An 18,173-nucleotide genomic window follows, 5' to 3' on the forward strand; every position below is an offset into this window, starting at 1 on the left:
TAGCGAAATCAGAAGTGCCTTTGTGGCGAGGGGGCTTGCCCCCGTTCGACTGCGCAGCAGTCGCAGATCCTGTGGGCTCGGTGAGTCTGATGGACTGCAGTTGCAGATTTCAGGGCCGCTTCGCAGCCCAACGGGGGCAAGCCCCCTCGCCACAGGGATCGATGTTACAAGCGAAACGGTGAGAAGTTGACGTTGGTGCCTGCCGGGCGCATGTCCTGCAGGAAGGAGTCCTTGTCGGCGCTCAGTTCCAGGCTCAATGCCGCCTTGCGCTTGCCTTCATTGCGCACCACCAGGCCTTCGAGCTTCTCACGCAGGAACACGGTCGGCACTTTCAGGTGCAGCAGTTCGTCGGTGTCCGGCGTGTGCATCAGCAGGTGAATCCACTCGTACTGACCCACGGCCAGGCGCGATACCGGGATGTCGAACCACCAGATATTGCGGTTGCGGTTCAATTCGGTGAAGTGGCAGTTGTTGACGCCAAGCACAGCACCGCCGAGTTCCTGGTTTCTGCGGGCAATGGCCTGCTTTTTATCGAGTTTCATAACGTTCCTACGGGATTGGATCTTCAGCGCCAAGGCCTGAATGTGTTGCGCATTCTCAAGGGTTGGCCCGCAAACATAAAGCGCAACCTGCACTGAACGATGAAATGTCGTGGTGAAATAAATGAAACTCCCTGCAAAAGCCCCCGGTCAACCTTGTGTAACGACTTTCCTGCATTGAAATGTCTTTAATGAAAAGAAGACGCGGCCATCTTCAGATGGCCGTTTTTGTGTCAGCCTGAACTTGCACGCTGAATTTGTTTCAAAGTCGCCAACTGGGCTACCTTGATGAAAGAAAACAGCCCCTGAGTCGCCACGACTTCACCCCAAATCCGTATGCGGCGAATGGAGACGCTAATGATTTTTCCGGACATGAGAGGCTTGCCCCTGCACCGTGTGATGATGCGCACGGTCACCGAGTTCGTCGCCGACGAGATGTCGACCTATGCCTCGGCGCTGGCCTATCAAATGCTCTTTTCGCTGTTTCCGTTCATTCTGTTTCTGATCGCCCTGATCGGCTTCCTGCATCTGCCCGACTTCTTCTCCTGGCTGCGCCTGCAATCGGAACTTGTATTGCCGCCCCAGGCGCTGGAGCAGGTCAACCCGGTGATAGACCAGCTTCAGCAGTCCAAGGGGGGGCTGCTGTCAGTGGGTATCGTGATTGCGCTGTATACCGCCTCCGCCGGTGTGCGGCTGATGATGAGCGCGATGAACGCAGCCTACGACGTGGTTGAAGGGCGCCCGCTGTGGAAACGCTTTCCGTTGTCGATCATCTACACCGTCGGCATTGCCGGCATGCTGCTGATCGCCGCAGCGCTGATGGTGCTCGGGCCGCAGGTGATGGGCTGGATCGCTGCGCAAGTCGGCCTTGAGTACTTCATCGTCACCCTCTGGACCATCGCGCGCTGGCCGGTGATCGTGATTCTGCTGATGGTCGCGGTGGCGTTGATCTACTACGTCATGCCCGACGTCAAACAGGAATTCCGCTTCATCACCCCAGGCTCGGTGCTGGCGGTAGTGGTATGGATCATCGCGTCCCTGGGCTTCGGTTTGTACGTCAAGGAGTTCGCCAACTACAACGCCATGTATGGCAGTATCGGTGCGATTATCGTGCTGTTGCTGTACTTCTACATTTCCGCCGCGGTGCTGCTGCTGGGCGCGGAGATGAACGCCGTGATCGAGCACATGTCACGAGAGGGCAAGGACCCTGGCGAAAAAGTGGCTGGCGAGCATGGTCCCGTCCATGAGGAAAAGCACCACGTGTCTGGGCTTGGCCGCGATCATTCACAACCGAAACCGACCATTGACGAAACCTGATCATGATTCGTGAAATTCTGAAAATGGGCGATGAGCGCCTGCTGCGCATTGCCCCACCAGTGCCGGTCGAAATGTTCGACAGCCCCGAGCTGTGGCAGTTGATCGATGACATGTTCCAGACCATGGAAAGCGTGGGGGGCGTTGGCTTGGCCGCTCCGCAGATCGGCGTCGACCTGCAACTGGTGATCTTCGGTTTCGAGCACAGCGAGCGTTATCCGGATGCCGAAGCCGTGCCGCAGACGATCCTGATCAACCCGTTGATCACACCGCTGAGCCCGATCCTGGAAGAGGGCTTTGAAGGCTGTTTGTCCGTGCCTGGCCTGCGTGGCGCGGTGCAGCGTTATCAACAGATTCGCTACGAAGGCGTAGACCCAAAGGGTGAGCCCATCGTGCGTTTTGCCTCGGGGTTTCATGCGCGGGTGGTGCAACATGAGTGTGACCACCTGATCGGCCGCCTGTACCCGTCGCGCATTACCGACTTCAGCAAGTTTGGCTTCACCGAGGTGATGTTCCCGGACCTGGATCCCAACGCGGACGAATAGACTCACTGAAAAACCCTGTGGGAGCGAGCTTGCTCGCGATGGCGGTGTATCAGTCGCCAACAATGTTGACTGACCGGACCTCATCGCGAGCAAGCTCGCTCCCACATTGGATCTCCAACTGTCTTGAGTCAGTTAAACGCCTGGCGCCAACCCCATCGCAATCATCGGCTTGCTGCGCGCGTATCGGCTCAACCGTTCAACCATCGCGTAAGGCATCGGCGGATCGAAAGTAAACCCGCGCCGCTCATAAAACCCCCGCAAATCCGGATGACAGAACAACCACACCGGCTGTTCGCAATCCTTCACCGCTGCCGCAATCAACCCGGCGGCAAGCCCTTGTTCGCGACAGGCCGGATCGACAAACAACCCGGTCAGCCAATGCCCGCCGGACACCGGACGCAAACACAGCGCGGCAACTATCTGGTCACGTCGGGCCACCCACAACTGCGCGTCGCGCACGGCTTTCATCGACGATTGGTGAGCGCGGTAGAACTTGTTCATCAATGGCCATAAAGGCTCGTCGAGCAGGGTGTATCGGGTCTGGGGCATGGTTTTGGACTGTCGGTATGCAAAGCGGGCGATTATAAAAGAACGCGCGCGCCGGGATAGGTGTATACCTGATCTCACATCCCCATGAGTGGAGTACGCATCATGTCCAAAGGTATGGATTCAAAGAAATCGACGAAAAAGAAACCGGTGAAAACCGCCATTGAAAAGCGCGCGGACAAGAAGGCCAAAAAAGTTGGCGTATTCGGTCACTGATCCGCGTTGATTGATCGCTCCCATGCAACATGGGAGCGATCCTCCTGAAAATAATCTGCAAGATTTCCCAAGGCCATTGCACAGAAGGGGACTGGTCCCCGATCTGAGCAACGCCATGCCCCATTACTTTGATAGCGCCCACCAAGAAGAAATCGAAACACTGCGCCGACGCTTCACCGCGCGCACCGAATGGCCGACCTGGTTGCTGTTGATCGGTGTGTATGGCGGCTGGTTTGGCATCGTGTTGAGCAGCCATCGATTGGGTTTATGGTGGAGCACGCTGTTGCTGACTCCATTGCTGGTGCTGTGGTTATCCGTGCAACACGAACTGCTGCACGGTCATCCCACGCGCTGGTCAACCCTGAACAAAATCCTTGGCTACGCGCCGTTTGCCGTCTGGTATCCGTACACCCTGTATCGCGACAGCCATTTGCAGCATCACCGCGACGAGGACCTGACGATCCCCGGTCGCGATCCGGAAAGCCGTTACTTGAGCGCCGGGCAGTGGCAGGGCAGTTCACCGCTGGTGCGCAGCCTGCATTGGCTGAACAAAACCGTGCTCGGTCGTTTTTCCCTGGGGGCACCGCTGGCCTTGCTGGCATTGGCCCGTGAAGAGCTGCAACGCCTCAGAACAGGCGAGCGCCAGGCTTGGCTGATGTGGTTGAGTCACGGCTTGATGACCGGGTTGATGCTGCTGTTCATCGCGAACTTCAGCCTGTTGCCGGTTTGGCATTACCTGTTTTTGATCAGTGTGCCGGCGCTGTCGATCGCCATGTTTCGCTCCTACTATGAACATCGACCTCATGCCGCTCCGGAGCAACGCACGGTGCTCAATGAAGCGGCGTGGCCGTGGCGCTGGCTGTTCCTGAACCTCAATTTTCATCTGGTGCACCACGAGTTGCCGGGGTTGCCCTGGTACGACTTGCCCCGCGCCTACAGGGCCCGCCGCGAGCAATGGCTGGCGCGTAGCGGCGGGTTTCTGGTGCTGGGTTATGGGCAGTTGTGGCGTGAACATGGAGTCAAAGCCATCGACAGCCCGAGGCATCCGTTTTACTGATTTGTTGCTACCAACTGAGTTCCCTTGTGGGAGCGAGCTTGCTCGCGATGGCGTCGTGTCAGTCAACATCCAGGCAATATGTCACACCGCTATCGCGAGCAAGCTCGCTCCCACAGGGAGGGCTTTGTTACATGGAAAACTTCGATGACCCAACACTTCGCCGAACTGCTGATGTACACCGCCCCCGAACCCATCCATCAGGCCAACGAACGCTGGCTGGCGCGAATCCTCGAGCACCTGGGCGACACCCGCCGGGATGCCGAAGGCCTGTCACTGCTGGACTTGTGGTTGTCGCCGCACTTGTTGCTCACCCAAACCTGCGGCTATCCATTGATGACGGCATTGCGCGGCAAGGTCCGGGTGCTGGGGCGGCCTCGTTATGAACTGCCGGACAGCAGTGGCGGCAATCATTGCAGCCTGCTGTTGTGCCGCGTCGATGACCGGCGACAGACCTTGGCGGATTTTCGCCACAGCCGAGGGGTGATCAATAGCCAGGACTCCAACAGCGGCATGAATTTGCTGCGCCACCGTTTGGCATCCTTGCAACGTGACGGGCGGTTTTTTGCCCAGGTCGGAATCAGCGGCAGCCATCGTGAAAGCCTGCGCTGGTTACGCGAAAACCTTGCCGATCTGGCGGCCATCGACAGCGTGACCTTTGCCTATCTGGCACGCCACGCCGCAGAGGAAGTGGTCGGTTTGCGCGTTATTGCCCGCAGCGCGCTCAGTCCTGCCTTACCGTTCATAACTGCCGCGACGTTCCGGGATGAGCAGGCTGAAGAGCTCCTGCGGGTGATGAACCTGGCGTTGCGCGAGCTGCCGGAGGTTGCCGAAACCCTCGGTTTGCCAGAGGTACTGCCCACCAACGAAAGCGACTATCAGATTGTGCTCGACTACCAGCGTGAGGCCGAGGTGCTGGGGTATGGGGATTTGCGATAGCGGCCTGTCAGGTGTTCTTTTTAATTCCATTATCGAATATAAAAATAAGTTTTAAGTATTATTAATGAATAAGGCTCCTTGCTAGGATTCGCCTCACCGGACCACCGGACATTCAGCGACCCCTAACCCAGGAGCCCCTATGTCCGGCGCCGATATTCTTCATCGCAAACAGGTGGACGGATTGTTCCGCGCCCACTACCTCTGGCTCTGCACGCGCCTGCGTCAGTCCCTGAACGATGCCGCTGCTGTCGAAGACATTGCCTGCGAAACCTTCGTGCAACTGCTGCAGGCCCCTGGCCTGACGGCAATCCGTGAACCCCGTGCGTTGCTCACCACCATCGCCCAGCGCCTGCTCTATCAGCGTTGGCGTCGAGGTGACCTGGAGCGCCAGTACCTTCAACAACTGCAACAGACCGAGTCGATCCACGCCCAATCGCCGGAAGAACTGGCCCAGGTGTCCCAGACCCTGACCCGTGTGGGTCGCAGTCTTCAGCGGCTGCCAGGCAAAGTCCGCTCGACTTTCCTGCTGTCACGGATCGACGGCCTGACCTATCCGCAAATTGCCGCTGCGCTGGGCATCTCCCTGCGTTCAGTAAGCGATTACATGACCCGTTCCCAGGCCCTGTGCGACCGGCACAGCGCCAACCAATCCCTGAACCGTCCCCTCCAGAACAAGAGGTCCGCATGAGATCGATCAAAACCCTGCTCGGCAGTTCGTTGCTGGCCCTGAGCCTGTTGTCCCACCCGGCATCGGCCACGGAAAAAGCGGCACCTATTCACTTTGGTGACATCACTTGGGAAAGCGGCAGCCTCATCACCGAAATCCTGCGCCTGATCGTTGAAAAAGGTTACGGCTACCCGACCGACACGCTGCCGGGCAGCACCGTCAGCCTTGAAGCGGCGCTGGCCAAAAACGACATCCAGGTCATCGGTGAAGAGTGGGCCGGACGCAGCCCCGCCTGGGTCAAGGCGGCGGCGGAGGGCAAGGTATTCGGCCTTGGCGATACGGTCAAAGGCGCCACCGAAGGCTGGTGGGTGCCGGAGTACGTGATCAAGGGCGATCCGGAGCGCGGCATCAAGCCCTTGGCCCCGGAGTTGAAATCCGTTGCCGACCTGGCGAAGTACAAGGACGTGTTCCGTGACCCCGAAGACCCGAGCTGCGGACGCTTCCTCAACAGCCCGACCGGCTGGACCTCGGAAATCGTCAACAGCCAGAAACTCAAGGCCTATGATCTGACCGCCAGCTACGTCAACTTCCGCACGGGGTCCGGTGCCGCGCTGGATGCCGAGGTGGCCTCGTCGATTCGCCGTGGCAAACCGGTGCTGTTCTACTACTGGTCGCCGACACCACTGTTGGGGCGGTTCAAACTGGTGAAACTCGACGAGCCGCCGTTCGATGCCGAAGCCTGGAAAACCCTGGCCGATGCCAACAACCCGAACCCCAAAGGCACGCGCTCGATGCCGGCCAGCCTGGCCATCGGCGTATCGGCACCGTTCAAGGCGCAATACCCGGACCTGGTGACGTTCTTTGAAAAGGTCGATTTGCCGATTGATCTGTTGAACCAGACCTTGGGTCAGATGAGTGAAAAACGGCAGAAACCCCGGGAAGTCGCCGAAGCGTTTTTGCGTGAGCAGCCGCAGGTATGGAAGGGGTGGGTGCCGGGAGAGGTGGCCACCAAGGTAAGTGCCAGCTTGTAGTTTGTTCTGAAAGTTCTGCAGTGTTTGAGCTGCAACCATTCGCGAGCAAGCCCGCTCCCACATTGAATCTGTGATTTCCACAAAACCTGTGGTCACCGCCGATCCCCTGTGGGAGCGGGCTTGCTCGCGAATGGTCTACAGCCTTAAGCCAGTTCGGCAGCCAGCGCCGCTCTCACTACCGACCGCTGATCTGTCTAGTTCTCCGAGTATTTCCCCCCTCGACAAGCTGCTGAACCGATTTTGTCCTCAGTAGTGGCAGACTAGTGGCCTTGCAAGCCCGAGGTTGCTGTCTATGATCAGGTGTAACTAACTGTATCGACCCTCATGAGGTGGTCGATCTCTGGTCGCAGAGTGCGCAATCGAAGGCACCAACACTTGATGGCAAGGAGCTGTCCGCTAAATGGAATTTGTTGTGAATCTGTTAGGGCTGGCCCGAATGCGGGCTATCAAGAGAAGGATGTCTTGATGAGCGTGTCGCTGTAAGGACCCTCCGATTGAACATCATTTATCACCTGACTAGTCCTTCTTTTTGGAGGGGTGCGTGTGCCTGTTCCACGGAGCGTAGTGGTGGATTTGAAAGACCTGCAACGTTCATCAATCAAAAAACCGCGCGGAAGGTGATACGACAATGTTCAACCTACATCACAAGGCCGACCTGCTGGAAATTGAACGGTTCAGTTGCGCGCTGACTGAGGTTAATGCCAAGTTGGCGGCGATCAGTCATTCGATGGCGATGATTGAATTCACTCCGGACGGCATCGTCATCGATGCCAACGAAAACTTTTGCAATGCCATGGGCTACAGCGCTGACGAAGTGCGCGGCAAACATCACCGGGTCTTTTGTGAAGAGCAGTATTACCGCAGCGATGAGTACACCAAGTTATGGCGTGACCTGGCGCGGGGCGAGCCGCTGAGCGGGACCTTTTTGCGCTTGCACAAGAGTGGCCGGGAGATCTGGCTCGAAGCCAGTTACATGCCGGTGCTGGGCCCCGACCGGCTGGTGAAAAGTGTGATCAAGGTGGCCACCGACATCACCGCACGGATCAACAAGGAACACGAAAACGAAAGCAGGCTCTCCGCGATCGGCCGCTCGATGGCCGTGATCGAATTCACGCCCGAAGGCAAGGTCATCAGCGCCAACGAGAACTTCCTGAAAACCATGCAGTACTCGCTCAACGAAGTGGTGGGGCAGCATCACAGCCTGTTCTGCCACCGTGCCGAAGCCGAGTCCCAGGGCTACCGGAATTTCTGGGCTTCGCTCAACCGCGGCGAATATCACTCCCATCGTTTCGAGCGCAGGAACAAGCAAGGTCAGACGGTATTCCTGGAAGCCTCCTACAACCCGTTGTTCGACGCCAAGGGGCGGTTGTACAAGGTGGTCAAGTTCGCCAGCGATATCACCCACCAGATGACCACCCTGCAAACCGCCGCAGAATCGGCCCACAGCACTTCGGTACAAAACGACGTCTGTGCGCGCAAGGGGTCCGAGGTGGTGCAGCAGACGGTGCAGATCATCCAGGACATTTCCCGGGACTTGAACGAGGCGGCACTGAGCATCGACGCCGTGAGCAAACAGTCCGACATCATCGGCACCATCGTGCAGACCATTCGCGGCATTGCCGATCAGACCAACCTGCTGGCGCTCAACGCGGCGATCGAAGCGGCCCGTGCCGGAGAGCACGGGCGCGGGTTTGCGGTGGTAGCCGATGAAGTGCGCAGCCTCGCGGCGCGCACCAGTCAGGCGACGCTGGAGATTGTCGAGGTGGTGCGCAAGAACCACGATTTGTCGCTCAGCGCGGTGTCGAGCATGCAATCGAGCCTGAGTCGAACCGGCCTCGGCGTGGAACTGGCGAACGAGGCAGGGGAGGTGATTCTGGAAATCCAGCAGGGTTCGCGGCATGTGGTGGATGCGATCAGTCAGTTCAACTCGACATTGCAATTGAACTAAGCAGGGCAACTGTAGGAGCAAATGAAAAAGGGTCCCGGTAGAGCGACCCAAAAAGATCGGCAAAAAGCGCGCTGACAAGAGGGCCAAGAGGGTTGGGGCGTTCGGTCATTGAGCCTGCTTTTACGGAGCCCGGCAATCGGGCTCCGTTATCACATCCAAGCCAATAAGCATTCGATCTGCAAGATTTCCCTGCGCCGTTGCCCGGAAGGAGACAGGACCAATTTTGTTTGTTGGCTTGCCCTTGTTCCGAGCTCGGAGCTCGGAGCTCGGAGCCCGATGCCTGTCAGTTCTGACAGTAGACTCACTATCGAATTGGTTGGACTATGTGTTCTCGAATACGTGGCGCTGGTTTACCGATAGAACGTCGGATAAAAACCGGGGTGCTCATAACTCGCATGGACGAGATCTAATATGAAAATCAAATGGGTTGTTACTGTTTTTTCACTAGTTGTCTACCTCGGTGCAAATGCTGAGCAAGAGTCGGTAGGGCAAAGCGAATACACATTGCTCAATCCCTCAATGACTGAATTACAGAAGGACGAGGTACAACAGCAGATTGATCAACAGCTCGCTAGAAAAGCGGGAGCACGGCAGGTCAGTACTACCCAAGTGGTTTATGGAGATGGAGCAGTCGTTATGACTTTTCCTCCCAAGGACTCCGCTCAACCGGACAGTACCTGCGACTATGGTTATTTTTGCGTCTGGGAGCACCCATATTACACCGGCAGGAAAGTGTCATTGCGCAGTAAGCAAGAATTCAGTCCATTCAATCTCGCAGACTACGATATGAGCCTACAGGTATCGTCGTGGAAATATAACAATAAAGCCTACGCCTCGATCGTATACGGGTTGGACAGGAGAGATGGGGTGGGAGTAATAGAAACTAGCACTCTAAAGGAAGTTGGTATTGGTGATGAGTGTTGCCCATTCAGTGTTCCCGAAAAATCAGACCCTTCCGGAGCGTGGACAGAAATATATGCCATCGATCACCTTCAGTCCTCGGGCGACAAGATAGTGAGTATTAAGATCTCTACATTATTTGGCGGGGATACTAAGTGAGCACCAATTGCAGGAGCTGCCTGTTAAAGCGCAGCGAGGAACTTGTCGACCACCTGTAGTTTGTTCTGGTCGCCATTTTCGTGCTCTTTTTCAGCCTTGGCGATTTCTGCCTTGTCCTGTATACGCTGGGCAATTTCTTCGCCGATCGCCATTTGCTTCTCTGGCGGCATTTGGTCGATCTCTTCCTGTGTCAGCCCCATTTCATCCAGGATTGCATCGCGCAGGCGCTCTTCCGGGGTTTTGCTCATGTAGTCCTTGAACTGGTCCGTGGCCGAGCCTTTGGTCCCGATCGATTCCTTGACGCCTTCAGGTAGCGGCGCATAGACCGCTTGCAGGTTCACGCGGGTTTTGGCGAACGCCTCTTCGACATTGTCGCTGGCCTTGGCGGCCTCGCTGACCTGTTGCGTGGCCGATTGGGTTGCCGATTCCTGGACCTGCGTAGTGGCTTGCGTGGTTTGCGCCTGCACATTGTTTTGCAGGGCCTGGGCGATTACCGCCTGCATGCCGCCCTGTAGACCGGCGGCGGCATCGGCGGACGGCTCGTCACCGGGACGCTTGGGGAGTAGGGTCACCAACGATTGTTTTGCACTGACCAACATGATGAAGAGACCTTGTGGTAATGGCGGTGCGTGGCCTCAGCAAATAGTGTGTCTCGTTGATTAATGTAAGTAAAATCAAATAGTTAGAGTTATATCGCTGATGCGGTTTCGGTCAGCGGTTGCCGCCGGGCGGCAACCTGCGGCCATTCAAGGCAAACCGTTGCAGCAGTGCTTCAGGAAACCCTGGTGTTGCGCCAGGCGTTTGAAGTACTCGTCGACGGCAGGGTAGTCCGCACGCTCGATCGGCGTCATCAGCCAGCGATTGACCGACAAACCGATGACAACGTCGGCCAAGGTAAAGTGTGGTCCGGCGACATACGCCTTGGTGGTCGCGAGTTGATGTTCGAGGATGCCCATTTTCTGGTTCCAGCTACGGATGCCGACTTCAAGGCTATGCGGGTCCTGGAATTCAGGGTCCTTGCGCACCAGTGCCATGAACGGGTATCTCCAGGACGGATTGAGCTCGGTGGCTTGCCAGTCCATCCACTGCTCCACCCGAGCGCGGGCGGCCGGTTCGGTGGGCAGCAACTCGCTGTGATGGTGGTGGTGTTTGCCAGCCAGATAGCGGCAGATGGTATTGGATTCCCACAACACGCCGGCTTCATCGATGATCACCGGAACCTGTGCGTTGGGATTGAAGCGCAGGAACTCGGGGCTGTGGGTGGACGCGAAACCACTGCCCCAGTCCTCGCGTTCGTAGGCAATACCCAGCTCCTCGCAAGTCCACAGGACTTTTCGGACGTTGATGGACGAGGCTTTGCCGAGAATCTTCAGTGCATGTTCCATTTTGCTACTCCGTCAGCGAATCATGGCGTCGGGAATTCATAGTGTGCCTGCCGACGGCTGACATCAAGTCTGCAGGATCCGCAGGACCAGACGTAAACCTGTAGGAATGGTCCGTAGGCAAGGGGTATCAGAGGATTTCCGCAGTCAGTGATTTCTTGCGGAATTACCTACGACTACGCCAGAATCCGCCGACTTGTGCGCCTGGTATCCAGACTCGTATTGTTCCGTGTCGCTGCAAATTCAGCGACCGGGTCTAGCAGCCTGGATACTTTAGACGCATGGCGTCCACCGTTCGTGATCGATTCACGTTATGGCGGCTGTGTGTGGGAAGACCTTCGGGTCTACCGGGTTCTAGAGTCCTGGTCTGCTAGCCCGCGCACGGCTGCCACCTTAATTCGTCTAGCAGCGAATCGTGACAGCTCCATCACTCTAGGAGCATTGCCATGTTCAAACCCACGCCAAACCCCCCACGCAATCCCAGCCCCATGTTCTCCATCTCGCCTGGCATCAACAACGAAACGCTGTTGGCGCACGCCTGCGAATCACTGGCCTCGGCGAGTGTCATGACCAATGACTTCGCTGCTTTTCTGGAAGGCAGCCATCGCAACACGGCGCTGGCGATCGCACAGATCATCATGCTGGCCGAGCTGGCGGTGAACCGGGTGCTGGATAACCTCGATCCGCAGGATTGAACACTGAGCGGGGGCGAGAGGCTTTCCCTGTGGCGAGGGGGCTTGCCCCCGTTCGGCTGCGGAGCAGTCGTAACCCAGTTCACGGGTTTTACCTGTATGACTGCGGCGCTGTTTTTGGGGCTGCTTCGCAACCCAACGGGGGCAAGCCCCCTCGCCACAAAATCTCACTTCACTGCGGGTGTGTCGTGCTTACGTGCTTTCGCGCACCTTCAACTCAAACCCCATGTCCTGCACCGGTCTGGCCACGGTGTTGCCGGCCATCAGCGTCAGCATCTGCTCCGCCGCGCGACGGCCGATGGCTTCGCGGGGGGTATTGATGCTGCTCAGGCGCGGGACCATGTGTTCGGACATGGGCAAGTCGTTGAAGCCGAGGATCGCCACCTGTTCGGGGATCTTGATCCCGTTGCGCATGGCTTCGAGCAGGGCGCCCTGGGCCAGGTCGTCGTTGCCGAAGAAGATCGCATCGACATCCGGATGACTGGCCAGCAGTTGCAGGAACAACTCGCCGCCGAGGCCGACGGAGGAGGAGCGGGGCGTCAGCACTTCCAGGTCCGGGTCATACCGACCGGCCTTTTGCAGGGCTTTGCGGAAGCCTTCGCCGCGCAACAAAGTGCGCTGGTCCAGCTGCGCGCCGATGTAGGCCAGGCGCTTGCGGCCGCGGGACAGCAAGTGTTCGGCAGCCGTTTCGCCGGCCGCCAGTTGCGAAAAGCCAACGCAATTGAGCCCGGCGGCGCTGTCCAGTTCCATCATGTACACGCAAGGAATATTGCTGGCTTCGATCATCCGCCGCGAACTTTCGGTGCGGTCGAAACCCGTCAGCAATAAGCCGCGCGGTTGATAGGCCATGTAGTTTCGCAGCAGGTTTTCTTCTTCATCGCGCGAATAATGGAAGTTGCCGATCAGCACTTCGAAGCCCTTGGGACGCAAAACCCGATGAATGGCTTCCAGGGTGTCAATGAACAGCAGGTTGGACAGCGACGGCACCAAAACCACGACTGACTGGCTCTGGGCCGAGGCCAAGGCGCGGGCGGCAGGGTTGACCACATAGTTGAGCTCAAGCGCCGCTTTTTGCACCTTTTCCACAAGTTCAGTGGCCACGGTGCTGACGCCACGCAAGGCGCGGGAGGCGGTGATCGGGCTGACGCCGGCCAGTTGGGCAACTTCGTTCAGGGTAGGGCGGCCAGTGGTGCGAGTATTTTTATCGTTCTTGGTTGTGTTCATCGACGGCTTGCCAAACAAAATTCAAGGCACTAAGGTAGCGCTGTCTCGATGCAGCTGCAAATGCGTGAGCGAGGGTTCGCCTGATCCTTGCTTTTTGGTGTTGGGACCTAACCTGCTGCAACCCATAAAATGACAAGAAAGGCGTCGGCAACTTCTGCTTTTGATCTGGTGTCATAACTGGCAAAGGTAGCGCTGTCTGCGCGCTGAGGTGTTACATGAATCATCCCATCACCGCCCTGGTCATCATGGGCGTTGCCGGTTGCGGCAAGACGTGCGTTAGCGAGGCCCTGTGCCATTTGAGCGGCGCCACTGCCATTGAAGGCGACTCTTTTCACCCTGCCGCCAATATCGAAAAGATGAGCGCGGGGATTCCCCTGAACGATGAAGACCGTGCCGGCTGGCTCGACAGCCTGTGCGATGAACTGCGCCGTGTCGACGCCAAGGGCCAGCGCCCGGTGCTGACCTGTTCGGCTCTCAAGCACGTCTATCGCGAACGTCTGCGCAGTGCCTTGCCGGGCCTGGGCTTTGTGTTCCTTGAGTTGACCCCCGAAGTCGCCGCCGACCGTGTCTCCCATCGGCCAGGCCACTTCATGCCGTCGACCCTGATCGACAGCCAGTTCGCCACCCTCGAATCGCCCGTCGGCGAGCCGTTGACCCTGGCGCTGGATGCTTCGACCTATAGCGTCGAGCAACTGGCGGCGCAGGCTCATGCCTGGTGGCAGGCGAACGGCCTGAAACAGGCGGTATGACTGTGCTCGCAAAGACAGCGCTGTCCTCACGACTTCTGATCAACCCGCTTTAATAACAACAACCAGGAGACACCCCTAATGTTTGGCATGTCCCACGAGACGTTCCTGCTGCTCGATGCAGTGGTCACGGTGATCGGGCTTATCGTCCTGATCACCAAGTTCAAGTTGCACCCATTCCTCGCACTGATCATCGCCGCAGCCTTCCTCGGGCTGACCTCCGGCATGCCGATCGGCACCATCATCAAGGCGTTCCAGGACGGCTTCGGTGGCGTGCTTGGTTTCGTCGGCATCATCCTGGCGCTGGGCACCATGCTCGGCAAAATGATGGCCGAATCAGGCGGTGCGGATCAGATTGCGCAGACGTTGATCCGCGCCTTCGGCAAGGACAAGGTGCAGTGGGCGATGATGTTCGCCGCGTTCCTGGTCGGCATTCCGCTGTTCTTCGAAATCGGCTTCGTGCTGCTGATTCCGCTGGTGTTCATCGTGGCCCGTCGCACTGGCGTGTCGATCATCAAGATCGGTATCCCGCTGCTGGCCGGTCTGTCCGCGGTACACGGCCTGGTGCCGCCGCACCCGGGTCCGCTGCTGGCCATCGGCGTGTTCGGTGCCGACATCGGTAAAACCATTCTGTACGGCCTGATCGTTGCGTTGCCAACCGCCATCATCGCTGGCCCGATCTTCGGTACGTTCATTGCCAAGCACATTCCCGGTCATCCGAACCAGGAGCTGGTGGATCAACTGTCGCGCGAAACGGATTCGGCTGAACTGCCGAGCTTCGGCATCACGCTGGTGACCGTGCTGCTGCCGGTGTTCCTGATGCTGCTCAAGACGTTTGCCGACGTGGTACTGCCCGATGGCAACATCTTCCGCGCCTTCATGGACCTGATCGGTCACCCGATTTCGGCGTTGCTGCTGGCATTGCTGCTGTCGCTGTATACCTTCGGCTACAAGCAGGGCATCGGTTCCAGCCAAATGATGAAATGGCTGGATGCCAGCCTCGCGCCGACCGCCGCGATCATCCTGATCATCGGTGCCGGTGGTGGCTTCAAGCAGATGCTGGTGACCAGCGGTGTGGGTGACGTGATCGGCCACATGGCGGTGAACGCACAGATCTCGCCGATCCTGCTGGCCTGGCTGGTGGCGGCGGTGATTCGTATCGCGACCGGTTCAGCGACCGTGGCGACCATCACTGGCGCCGGCATCGTGGTGCCGGTGGTGGGGATGATTCCGGGTGTGAACCGTGAGCTGCTGGTGCTGGCCACCGGTGCAGGCTCCCTGATCCTGTCCCACGTCAACGACGCCGGTTTCTGGTTGGTGAAGCAGTACTTCAACATGACCGTGGCCGAAACCTTCAAGACCTGGACCGCGATGGAAACCATCCTCTCCGTGGTTGGCCTGGGCTTTATCCTGTTGTTGTCGCTGTTCGTTTAAGCGATTCGACAGGCACAAAAAAACCGCAGCGATGCGGTTTTTTTGTGGGTGATCGATTTACAGGTTGCACATAAATCCACTGTGGGAGCGAGCTTGCTCGCGATGGCGTCGTATCAGTCAACTTTAATGGCGACTGAAACACCGCTATCGCGAGCAAGCTCGCTCCCACAGGGATATGTGTCAGGCGTTGGTTTTCGGTGCCAACCCATCCGCCCGGAACATCCCGCGAATCCCGCGTACGGCCTGACGAATCCGGTCCTGGTTTTCGATCAGGGCGAAGCGCACGTGATCATCACCGTACTCACCAAACCCGACGCCCGGCGAGACGCATACCTTGGCCTCGGCCAGCAGTTTCTTGGCGAACTCCAGCGAGCCCAGGTGCGCATAAGCCTCGGGAATCTTCGCCCAGACGTACATCGACGCTTTCGGGTTTTCCACCATCCAGCCCAGTTCATGCAGACCCTTGACCAGCACATTGCGCCGCTGCCGATACTGCTCGGCGATGTCGCGCACGCATTGCTGATCGCCTTCAAGCGCAGCGATGGCCGCCACTTGCAGCGGAGTGAAGGTGCCGTAGTCGTGGTAACTCTTGATCCGCGCCAGGGCGTTGACCAGTTCCGGGTTGCCGACCATGAAACCGATGCGCCAGCCGGCCATGTTGTAGCTCTTGGACAGGGTGAAAAACTCCACCGCAATGTCCTTGGCCCCGGGCACTTGCATGATCGACGGGGCTTTCCAGCCGTCGTAGACGATGTCGGCGTAGGCCAGGTCGTGTACCACAAGCACGTCGTACTGCTTGGCGAGGGCGATCACTCGTTCGAAGAAATCCAGCTCCACGCACTGGGCGGTCGGGTTGGACGGGAAACCGAGGATCATCATCTTCGGCTTCGGGATCGAACCGCGAATGGCCCGCTCCAGTTCAGCGAAGAAATCCACGCCCGGCACCAGCGGCACCGACCGCACCTGGGCGCCGGCAATCACGGCACCGTAGATGTGAATCGGGTAGCTCGGGTTGGGCACGAGCACGGTGTCGCCCTGATCCAGGGTGGCCAGCATCAGATGCGCCAGGCCTTCCTTGGAACCGATGGTGACAATGGCCTCGCTTTCCGGGTCGATGTCGACCTCGTAGCGGTCCTTGTACCAGTTGGAAATCGCCCGGCGCAGGCGCGGAATGCCCTTGGACGTCGAGTAGCCGTGGGTGTCTTCGCGCTGGGCCACCGTGACGAGTTTTTCGACGATATGCGGCGGCGTGGCGCCGTCGGGGTTGCCCATGCTCAAGTCGATGATGTCTTCGCCACGACGACGGGCGGCCATCTTCAGCTCGGCAGTGATGTTGAAAACGTAAGGGGGGAGTCGATCTATGCGCGCAAAGCGGCGCGGCGAACCTTGTTCGGCCATTGTTGCCTCGGATAACGTAAGCGCCCGGAACCGTCCGAGCGACGCTGGTCACTGCGGTGACCTGTGGCGGAATGTAAGGGCAGCTGTGGCAGACTGTCCAGCCTCAATGTAAACAAATTTTCCGAAGGATAGGGTTCGATGGAATTTACCAGCGGCTTCTTGCTGAGCCTCTCGCTGTGCCTGGATATCGGCGTGGCCAACATCGCGATGATCACCCTGGCCATGCAGCGCGGCTATTTCCAGGGGTTTGCGCTGGGGCTGGGGACCTGTGTCGGCGATCTGATCTACGCGGTACTGGCACTGGCCGGCATGACCGTGTTGCTGCAATACGAAACCGTGCGCTGGGTGTTGTGGATCGGAGGCTCGGCGCTGCTGGTGTACTTCGCGGCGAAGATGATCTATTCGGCGATTCACCACGAAGCGGTGCTGGCGCAATCGGCCGAGGTGGGGCACAACTCCCATCGCAAGGAGTTCTTTCGCGGGATCTTTCTGGCCATGTCGTCGCCCAGCGCGATTCTCTGGTTCGCTGCGGTGGGTGGCACGCTGATCGCCCGTTCCGGCGGCGGTGGCGCCCTCAGTTCGGCGTTGTTTCTCGGCGGTTTTCTCTGCGCAGGGATTCTCTGGTGTGTCGGGCTGTGCTTTGCTGCGAGCCACGGCGGCAAGTTGCTGGGCGACAAGCTACTGCGGTATTCCTACATGGCATCGGCAGCGATCTTCTGCTATTTCGCGGTCTACGTGATCCTATCTGGCTATAACGAGTTTGTCGGTTCAGGCGCCGTCGAGCAATTGCACGCCCTGTAATTGGGCGAATCGGGTTTGGCTTCTATACTCCCAGCCGAACCCACTTTTTGCTCCAGGAGTTGAGCCATGGATGAGCAAACACGCGTCGAACTGGCGGAGCCACGCTTCGAACACGGACACTTCCTGCTGATTGCAGGGCTTGGCGGAACATTTACCCAACAATCCGTTCAAGGCATTCCCGAACTCTGGGAGAAACTCATCCCGCATCTGGGCCATATTCCGGGCCAAAAAGGCGAAGTCACCTACGGCGTCTGCTGCAATTTCGACGGCAAGGGCGGCTTCGATTACATCGCCGGGGTCGAGATCAGCAAGCTCGACGACTTGCCCGAAACCTACCGCTGGGTAGAAGTTCAGCCGCAGCAGTACGTGGTGTTCGAACACAAAGGACCGCTGGACACCCTGCCGCAAACCTTTCAGTACATCCATGGCACGTGGCTGCCGCAGTCCGGCCACGAGCTATTGGCGGCTCCGGAGTTCGAGCGCTACAGCGAAGACTTCAACCCCAAACTCAACACCGGCAAGCTGGAAATCTGGCTGCCGATCAAGGCATGACACCTGCGCGAGAGGCGGATCAGCCGATTCGTCTCTCGATGTCCCACGGCAGCTGATTTATCATCCCCAGCCTTTCCCACGCTGAT

At 58.3% G+C, this 18,173-nt stretch carries 18 protein-coding genes and 2 pseudogenes; 14 read left to right on the forward strand and 6 right to left on the reverse strand.

The window, feature by feature from the left end; translation table 11 throughout:
• Positions 1–164: 164 nt before the first annotated feature.
• Positions 165–542 carry a hypothetical protein gene (locus ABIE16_RS01905; RefSeq protein ID WP_429520458.1) on the reverse strand — a complete coding sequence of 126 codons (378 nt, stop codon included), beginning with the start codon at positions 540–542 and terminating at the stop codon, positions 165–167.
• Between the two features lie 354 nt (positions 543–896).
• Here ABIE16_RS01905 and ABIE16_RS01910 point away from each other — a divergent pair, with 354 nt between their 5' ends.
• On the forward strand, positions 897–1,856 hold the full coding sequence (locus tag ABIE16_RS01910; RefSeq protein WP_090457393.1) for a YihY/virulence factor BrkB family protein: 960 nt from the start codon (positions 897–899) through the stop codon (positions 1,854–1,856).
• A 2-nt stretch (positions 1,857–1,858) separates the two neighbouring features.
• Positions 1,859–2,398 carry a peptide deformylase gene (def, locus tag ABIE16_RS01915; protein WP_429520459.1) on the forward strand — a complete coding sequence of 180 codons (540 nt, stop codon included), beginning with the start codon at positions 1,859–1,861 and terminating at the stop codon, positions 2,396–2,398.
• A gap of 132 nt (positions 2,399–2,530) precedes the next feature.
• Here the strand turns inward: def and ABIE16_RS01920 are convergent, their stop codons facing one another.
• Entirely contained in the window at positions 2,531–2,947 is a 417-nt protein-coding gene (locus ABIE16_RS01920; protein WP_429520460.1) for a GNAT family N-acetyltransferase, read from the reverse strand.
• A 328-nt stretch (positions 2,948–3,275) separates the two neighbouring features.
• Here ABIE16_RS01920 and ABIE16_RS01925 point away from each other — a divergent pair, with 328 nt between their 5' ends.
• The 7 genes and pseudogenes from ABIE16_RS01925 to ABIE16_RS01955 all read left to right on the forward strand — a co-directional run bounded on the left by ABIE16_RS01925 (position 3,276) and on the right by ABIE16_RS01955 (position 9,858).
• On the forward strand, positions 3,276–4,217 hold the full coding sequence (locus tag ABIE16_RS01925; RefSeq protein WP_429520461.1) for a fatty acid desaturase: 942 nt from the start codon (positions 3,276–3,278) through the stop codon (positions 4,215–4,217).
• Between the two features lie 144 nt (positions 4,218–4,361).
• Positions 4,362–5,153 (forward strand): phosphate/phosphite/phosphonate ABC transporter substrate-binding protein, encoded by a 792-nt coding sequence (locus ABIE16_RS01930; protein ID WP_429520462.1) that lies wholly within the window; start codon positions 4,362–4,364, stop codon positions 5,151–5,153.
• A 139-nt stretch (positions 5,154–5,292) separates the two neighbouring features.
• Positions 5,293–5,841 carry a sigma-70 family RNA polymerase sigma factor gene (locus ABIE16_RS01935; RefSeq protein WP_429520463.1) on the forward strand — a complete coding sequence of 183 codons (549 nt, stop codon included), beginning with the start codon at positions 5,293–5,295 and terminating at the stop codon, positions 5,839–5,841.
• Entirely contained in the window at positions 5,838–6,851 is a 1,014-nt protein-coding gene (locus tag ABIE16_RS01940) for an ABC transporter substrate-binding protein (protein ID WP_429520464.1), read from the forward strand. The genes ABIE16_RS01935 and ABIE16_RS01940 overlap by 4 nt, the downstream gene beginning before the upstream one ends.
• Before the next feature lie 628 nt (positions 6,852–7,479).
• Positions 7,480–8,253, forward strand: a pseudogene (locus ABIE16_RS01945) (PAS domain-containing protein); the annotation flags it as partial.
• A 138-nt stretch (positions 8,254–8,391) separates the two neighbouring features.
• Positions 8,392–8,799, forward strand: a pseudogene (locus ABIE16_RS01950) (methyl-accepting chemotaxis protein); the annotation flags it as partial.
• Positions 8,800–9,210: 411 nt separating this feature from the next.
• Positions 9,211–9,858 carry a peptidase inhibitor family I36 protein gene (locus tag ABIE16_RS01955; RefSeq protein WP_429520465.1) on the forward strand — a complete coding sequence of 216 codons (648 nt, stop codon included), beginning with the start codon at positions 9,211–9,213 and terminating at the stop codon, positions 9,856–9,858.
• A 23-nt stretch (positions 9,859–9,881) separates the two neighbouring features.
• On the opposite strand, the gene ABIE16_RS01960 is transcribed toward ABIE16_RS01955, so the two are convergent.
• Both ABIE16_RS01960 and ABIE16_RS01965 read right to left on the reverse strand, forming a co-directional pair.
• A complete protein-coding gene (locus ABIE16_RS01960; RefSeq protein ID WP_429520466.1) occupies positions 9,882–10,457 on the reverse strand; it encodes a hypothetical protein in 576 nt (191 codons plus the stop codon).
• A gap of 147 nt (positions 10,458–10,604) precedes the next feature.
• The gene (locus ABIE16_RS01965; protein ID WP_429520467.1) at positions 10,605–11,243 is read right to left on the reverse strand and encodes a glutathione S-transferase family protein; all 639 of its coding nucleotides are present in this window, start codon (positions 11,241–11,243) and stop codon (positions 10,605–10,607) included.
• Positions 11,244–11,686: 443 nt separating this feature from the next.
• Here ABIE16_RS01965 and ABIE16_RS01970 point away from each other — a divergent pair, with 443 nt between their 5' ends.
• A complete protein-coding gene (locus ABIE16_RS01970; RefSeq protein WP_057713571.1) occupies positions 11,687–11,935 on the forward strand; it encodes a DUF6124 family protein in 249 nt (82 codons plus the stop codon).
• A 189-nt stretch (positions 11,936–12,124) separates the two neighbouring features.
• Here ABIE16_RS01970 and ABIE16_RS01975 read toward each other — a convergent pair whose 3' ends face one another.
• Positions 12,125–13,156 carry a LacI family DNA-binding transcriptional regulator gene (locus tag ABIE16_RS01975; protein ID WP_429520468.1) on the reverse strand — a complete coding sequence of 344 codons (1,032 nt, stop codon included), beginning with the start codon at positions 13,154–13,156 and terminating at the stop codon, positions 12,125–12,127.
• Between the two features lie 215 nt (positions 13,157–13,371).
• Here ABIE16_RS01975 and ABIE16_RS01980 point away from each other — a divergent pair, with 215 nt between their 5' ends.
• A complete protein-coding gene (locus tag ABIE16_RS01980) occupies positions 13,372–13,905 on the forward strand; it encodes a gluconokinase (RefSeq protein ID WP_090457379.1) in 534 nt (177 codons plus the stop codon).
• Positions 13,906–13,983: 78 nt separating this feature from the next.
• Positions 13,984–15,336, forward strand: coding sequence for a GntP family permease (locus ABIE16_RS01985; RefSeq protein ID WP_057713574.1), 1,353 nt, complete (start codon positions 13,984–13,986; stop codon positions 15,334–15,336).
• Between the two features lie 180 nt (positions 15,337–15,516).
• On the opposite strand, the gene alaC is transcribed toward ABIE16_RS01985, so the two are convergent.
• Positions 15,517–16,734 (reverse strand): alanine transaminase, encoded by a 1,218-nt coding sequence (gene alaC / locus ABIE16_RS01990; protein ID WP_057713575.1) that lies wholly within the window; start codon positions 16,732–16,734, stop codon positions 15,517–15,519.
• A 138-nt stretch (positions 16,735–16,872) separates the two neighbouring features.
• Between alaC and ABIE16_RS01995 the strand changes: the two genes are divergently transcribed.
• Both ABIE16_RS01995 and ABIE16_RS02000 read left to right on the forward strand, forming a co-directional pair.
• Positions 16,873–17,535 (forward strand): LysE family translocator, encoded by a 663-nt coding sequence (locus ABIE16_RS01995; RefSeq protein WP_057713576.1) that lies wholly within the window; start codon positions 16,873–16,875, stop codon positions 17,533–17,535.
• Between the two features lie 66 nt (positions 17,536–17,601).
• Positions 17,602–18,087: a GyrI-like domain-containing protein gene (locus ABIE16_RS02000; RefSeq protein WP_090457378.1), complete on the forward strand. Its 486-nt coding sequence runs from the start codon at positions 17,602–17,604 to the stop codon at positions 18,085–18,087.
• Positions 18,088–18,173 lie beyond the last annotated feature (86 nt).

Origin of the sequence: Pseudomonas sp. 2725 (assembly GCF_050434585.1) — a bacterium.
GTDB classification, from domain to species: domain Bacteria; phylum Pseudomonadota; class Gammaproteobacteria; order Pseudomonadales; family Pseudomonadaceae; genus Aquipseudomonas; species Aquipseudomonas jessenii.

Coding starts and splice junctions, on each gene's coding strand:
- ABIE16_RS01905 (WP_429520458.1), bottom strand. CDS start 542: ATGAAACTCGATAAAAAGCAGGCCATTGCCCGCAGAAACCAGGAACTC.
- ABIE16_RS01910 (WP_090457393.1), top strand. CDS start 897: ATGATTTTTCCGGACATGAGAGGCTTGCCCCTGCACCGTGTGATGATG.
- def (WP_429520459.1), top strand. CDS start 1,859: ATGATTCGTGAAATTCTGAAAATGGGCGATGAGCGCCTGCTGCGCATT.
- ABIE16_RS01920 (WP_429520460.1), bottom strand. CDS start 2,947: ATGCCCCAGACCCGATACACCCTGCTCGACGAGCCTTTATGGCCATTG.
- ABIE16_RS01925 (WP_429520461.1), top strand. CDS start 3,276: ATGCCCCATTACTTTGATAGCGCCCACCAAGAAGAAATCGAAACACTG.
- ABIE16_RS01930 (WP_429520462.1), top strand. CDS start 4,362: ATGACCCAACACTTCGCCGAACTGCTGATGTACACCGCCCCCGAACCC.
- ABIE16_RS01935 (WP_429520463.1), top strand. CDS start 5,293: ATGTCCGGCGCCGATATTCTTCATCGCAAACAGGTGGACGGATTGTTC.
- ABIE16_RS01940 (WP_429520464.1), top strand. CDS start 5,838: ATGAGATCGATCAAAACCCTGCTCGGCAGTTCGTTGCTGGCCCTGAGC.
- ABIE16_RS01955 (WP_429520465.1), top strand. CDS start 9,211: ATGAAAATCAAATGGGTTGTTACTGTTTTTTCACTAGTTGTCTACCTC.
- ABIE16_RS01960 (WP_429520466.1), bottom strand. CDS start 10,457: ATGTTGGTCAGTGCAAAACAATCGTTGGTGACCCTACTCCCCAAGCGT.
- ABIE16_RS01965 (WP_429520467.1), bottom strand. CDS start 11,243: ATGGAACATGCACTGAAGATTCTCGGCAAAGCCTCGTCCATCAACGTC.
- ABIE16_RS01970 (WP_057713571.1), top strand. CDS start 11,687: ATGTTCAAACCCACGCCAAACCCCCCACGCAATCCCAGCCCCATGTTC.
- ABIE16_RS01975 (WP_429520468.1), bottom strand. CDS start 13,156: ATGAACACAACCAAGAACGATAAAAATACTCGCACCACTGGCCGCCCT.
- ABIE16_RS01980 (WP_090457379.1), top strand. CDS start 13,372: ATGAATCATCCCATCACCGCCCTGGTCATCATGGGCGTTGCCGGTTGC.
- ABIE16_RS01985 (WP_057713574.1), top strand. CDS start 13,984: ATGTTTGGCATGTCCCACGAGACGTTCCTGCTGCTCGATGCAGTGGTC.
- alaC (WP_057713575.1), bottom strand. CDS start 16,734: ATGGCCGAACAAGGTTCGCCGCGCCGCTTTGCGCGCATAGATCGACTC.
- ABIE16_RS01995 (WP_057713576.1), top strand. CDS start 16,873: ATGGAATTTACCAGCGGCTTCTTGCTGAGCCTCTCGCTGTGCCTGGAT.
- ABIE16_RS02000 (WP_090457378.1), top strand. CDS start 17,602: ATGGATGAGCAAACACGCGTCGAACTGGCGGAGCCACGCTTCGAACAC.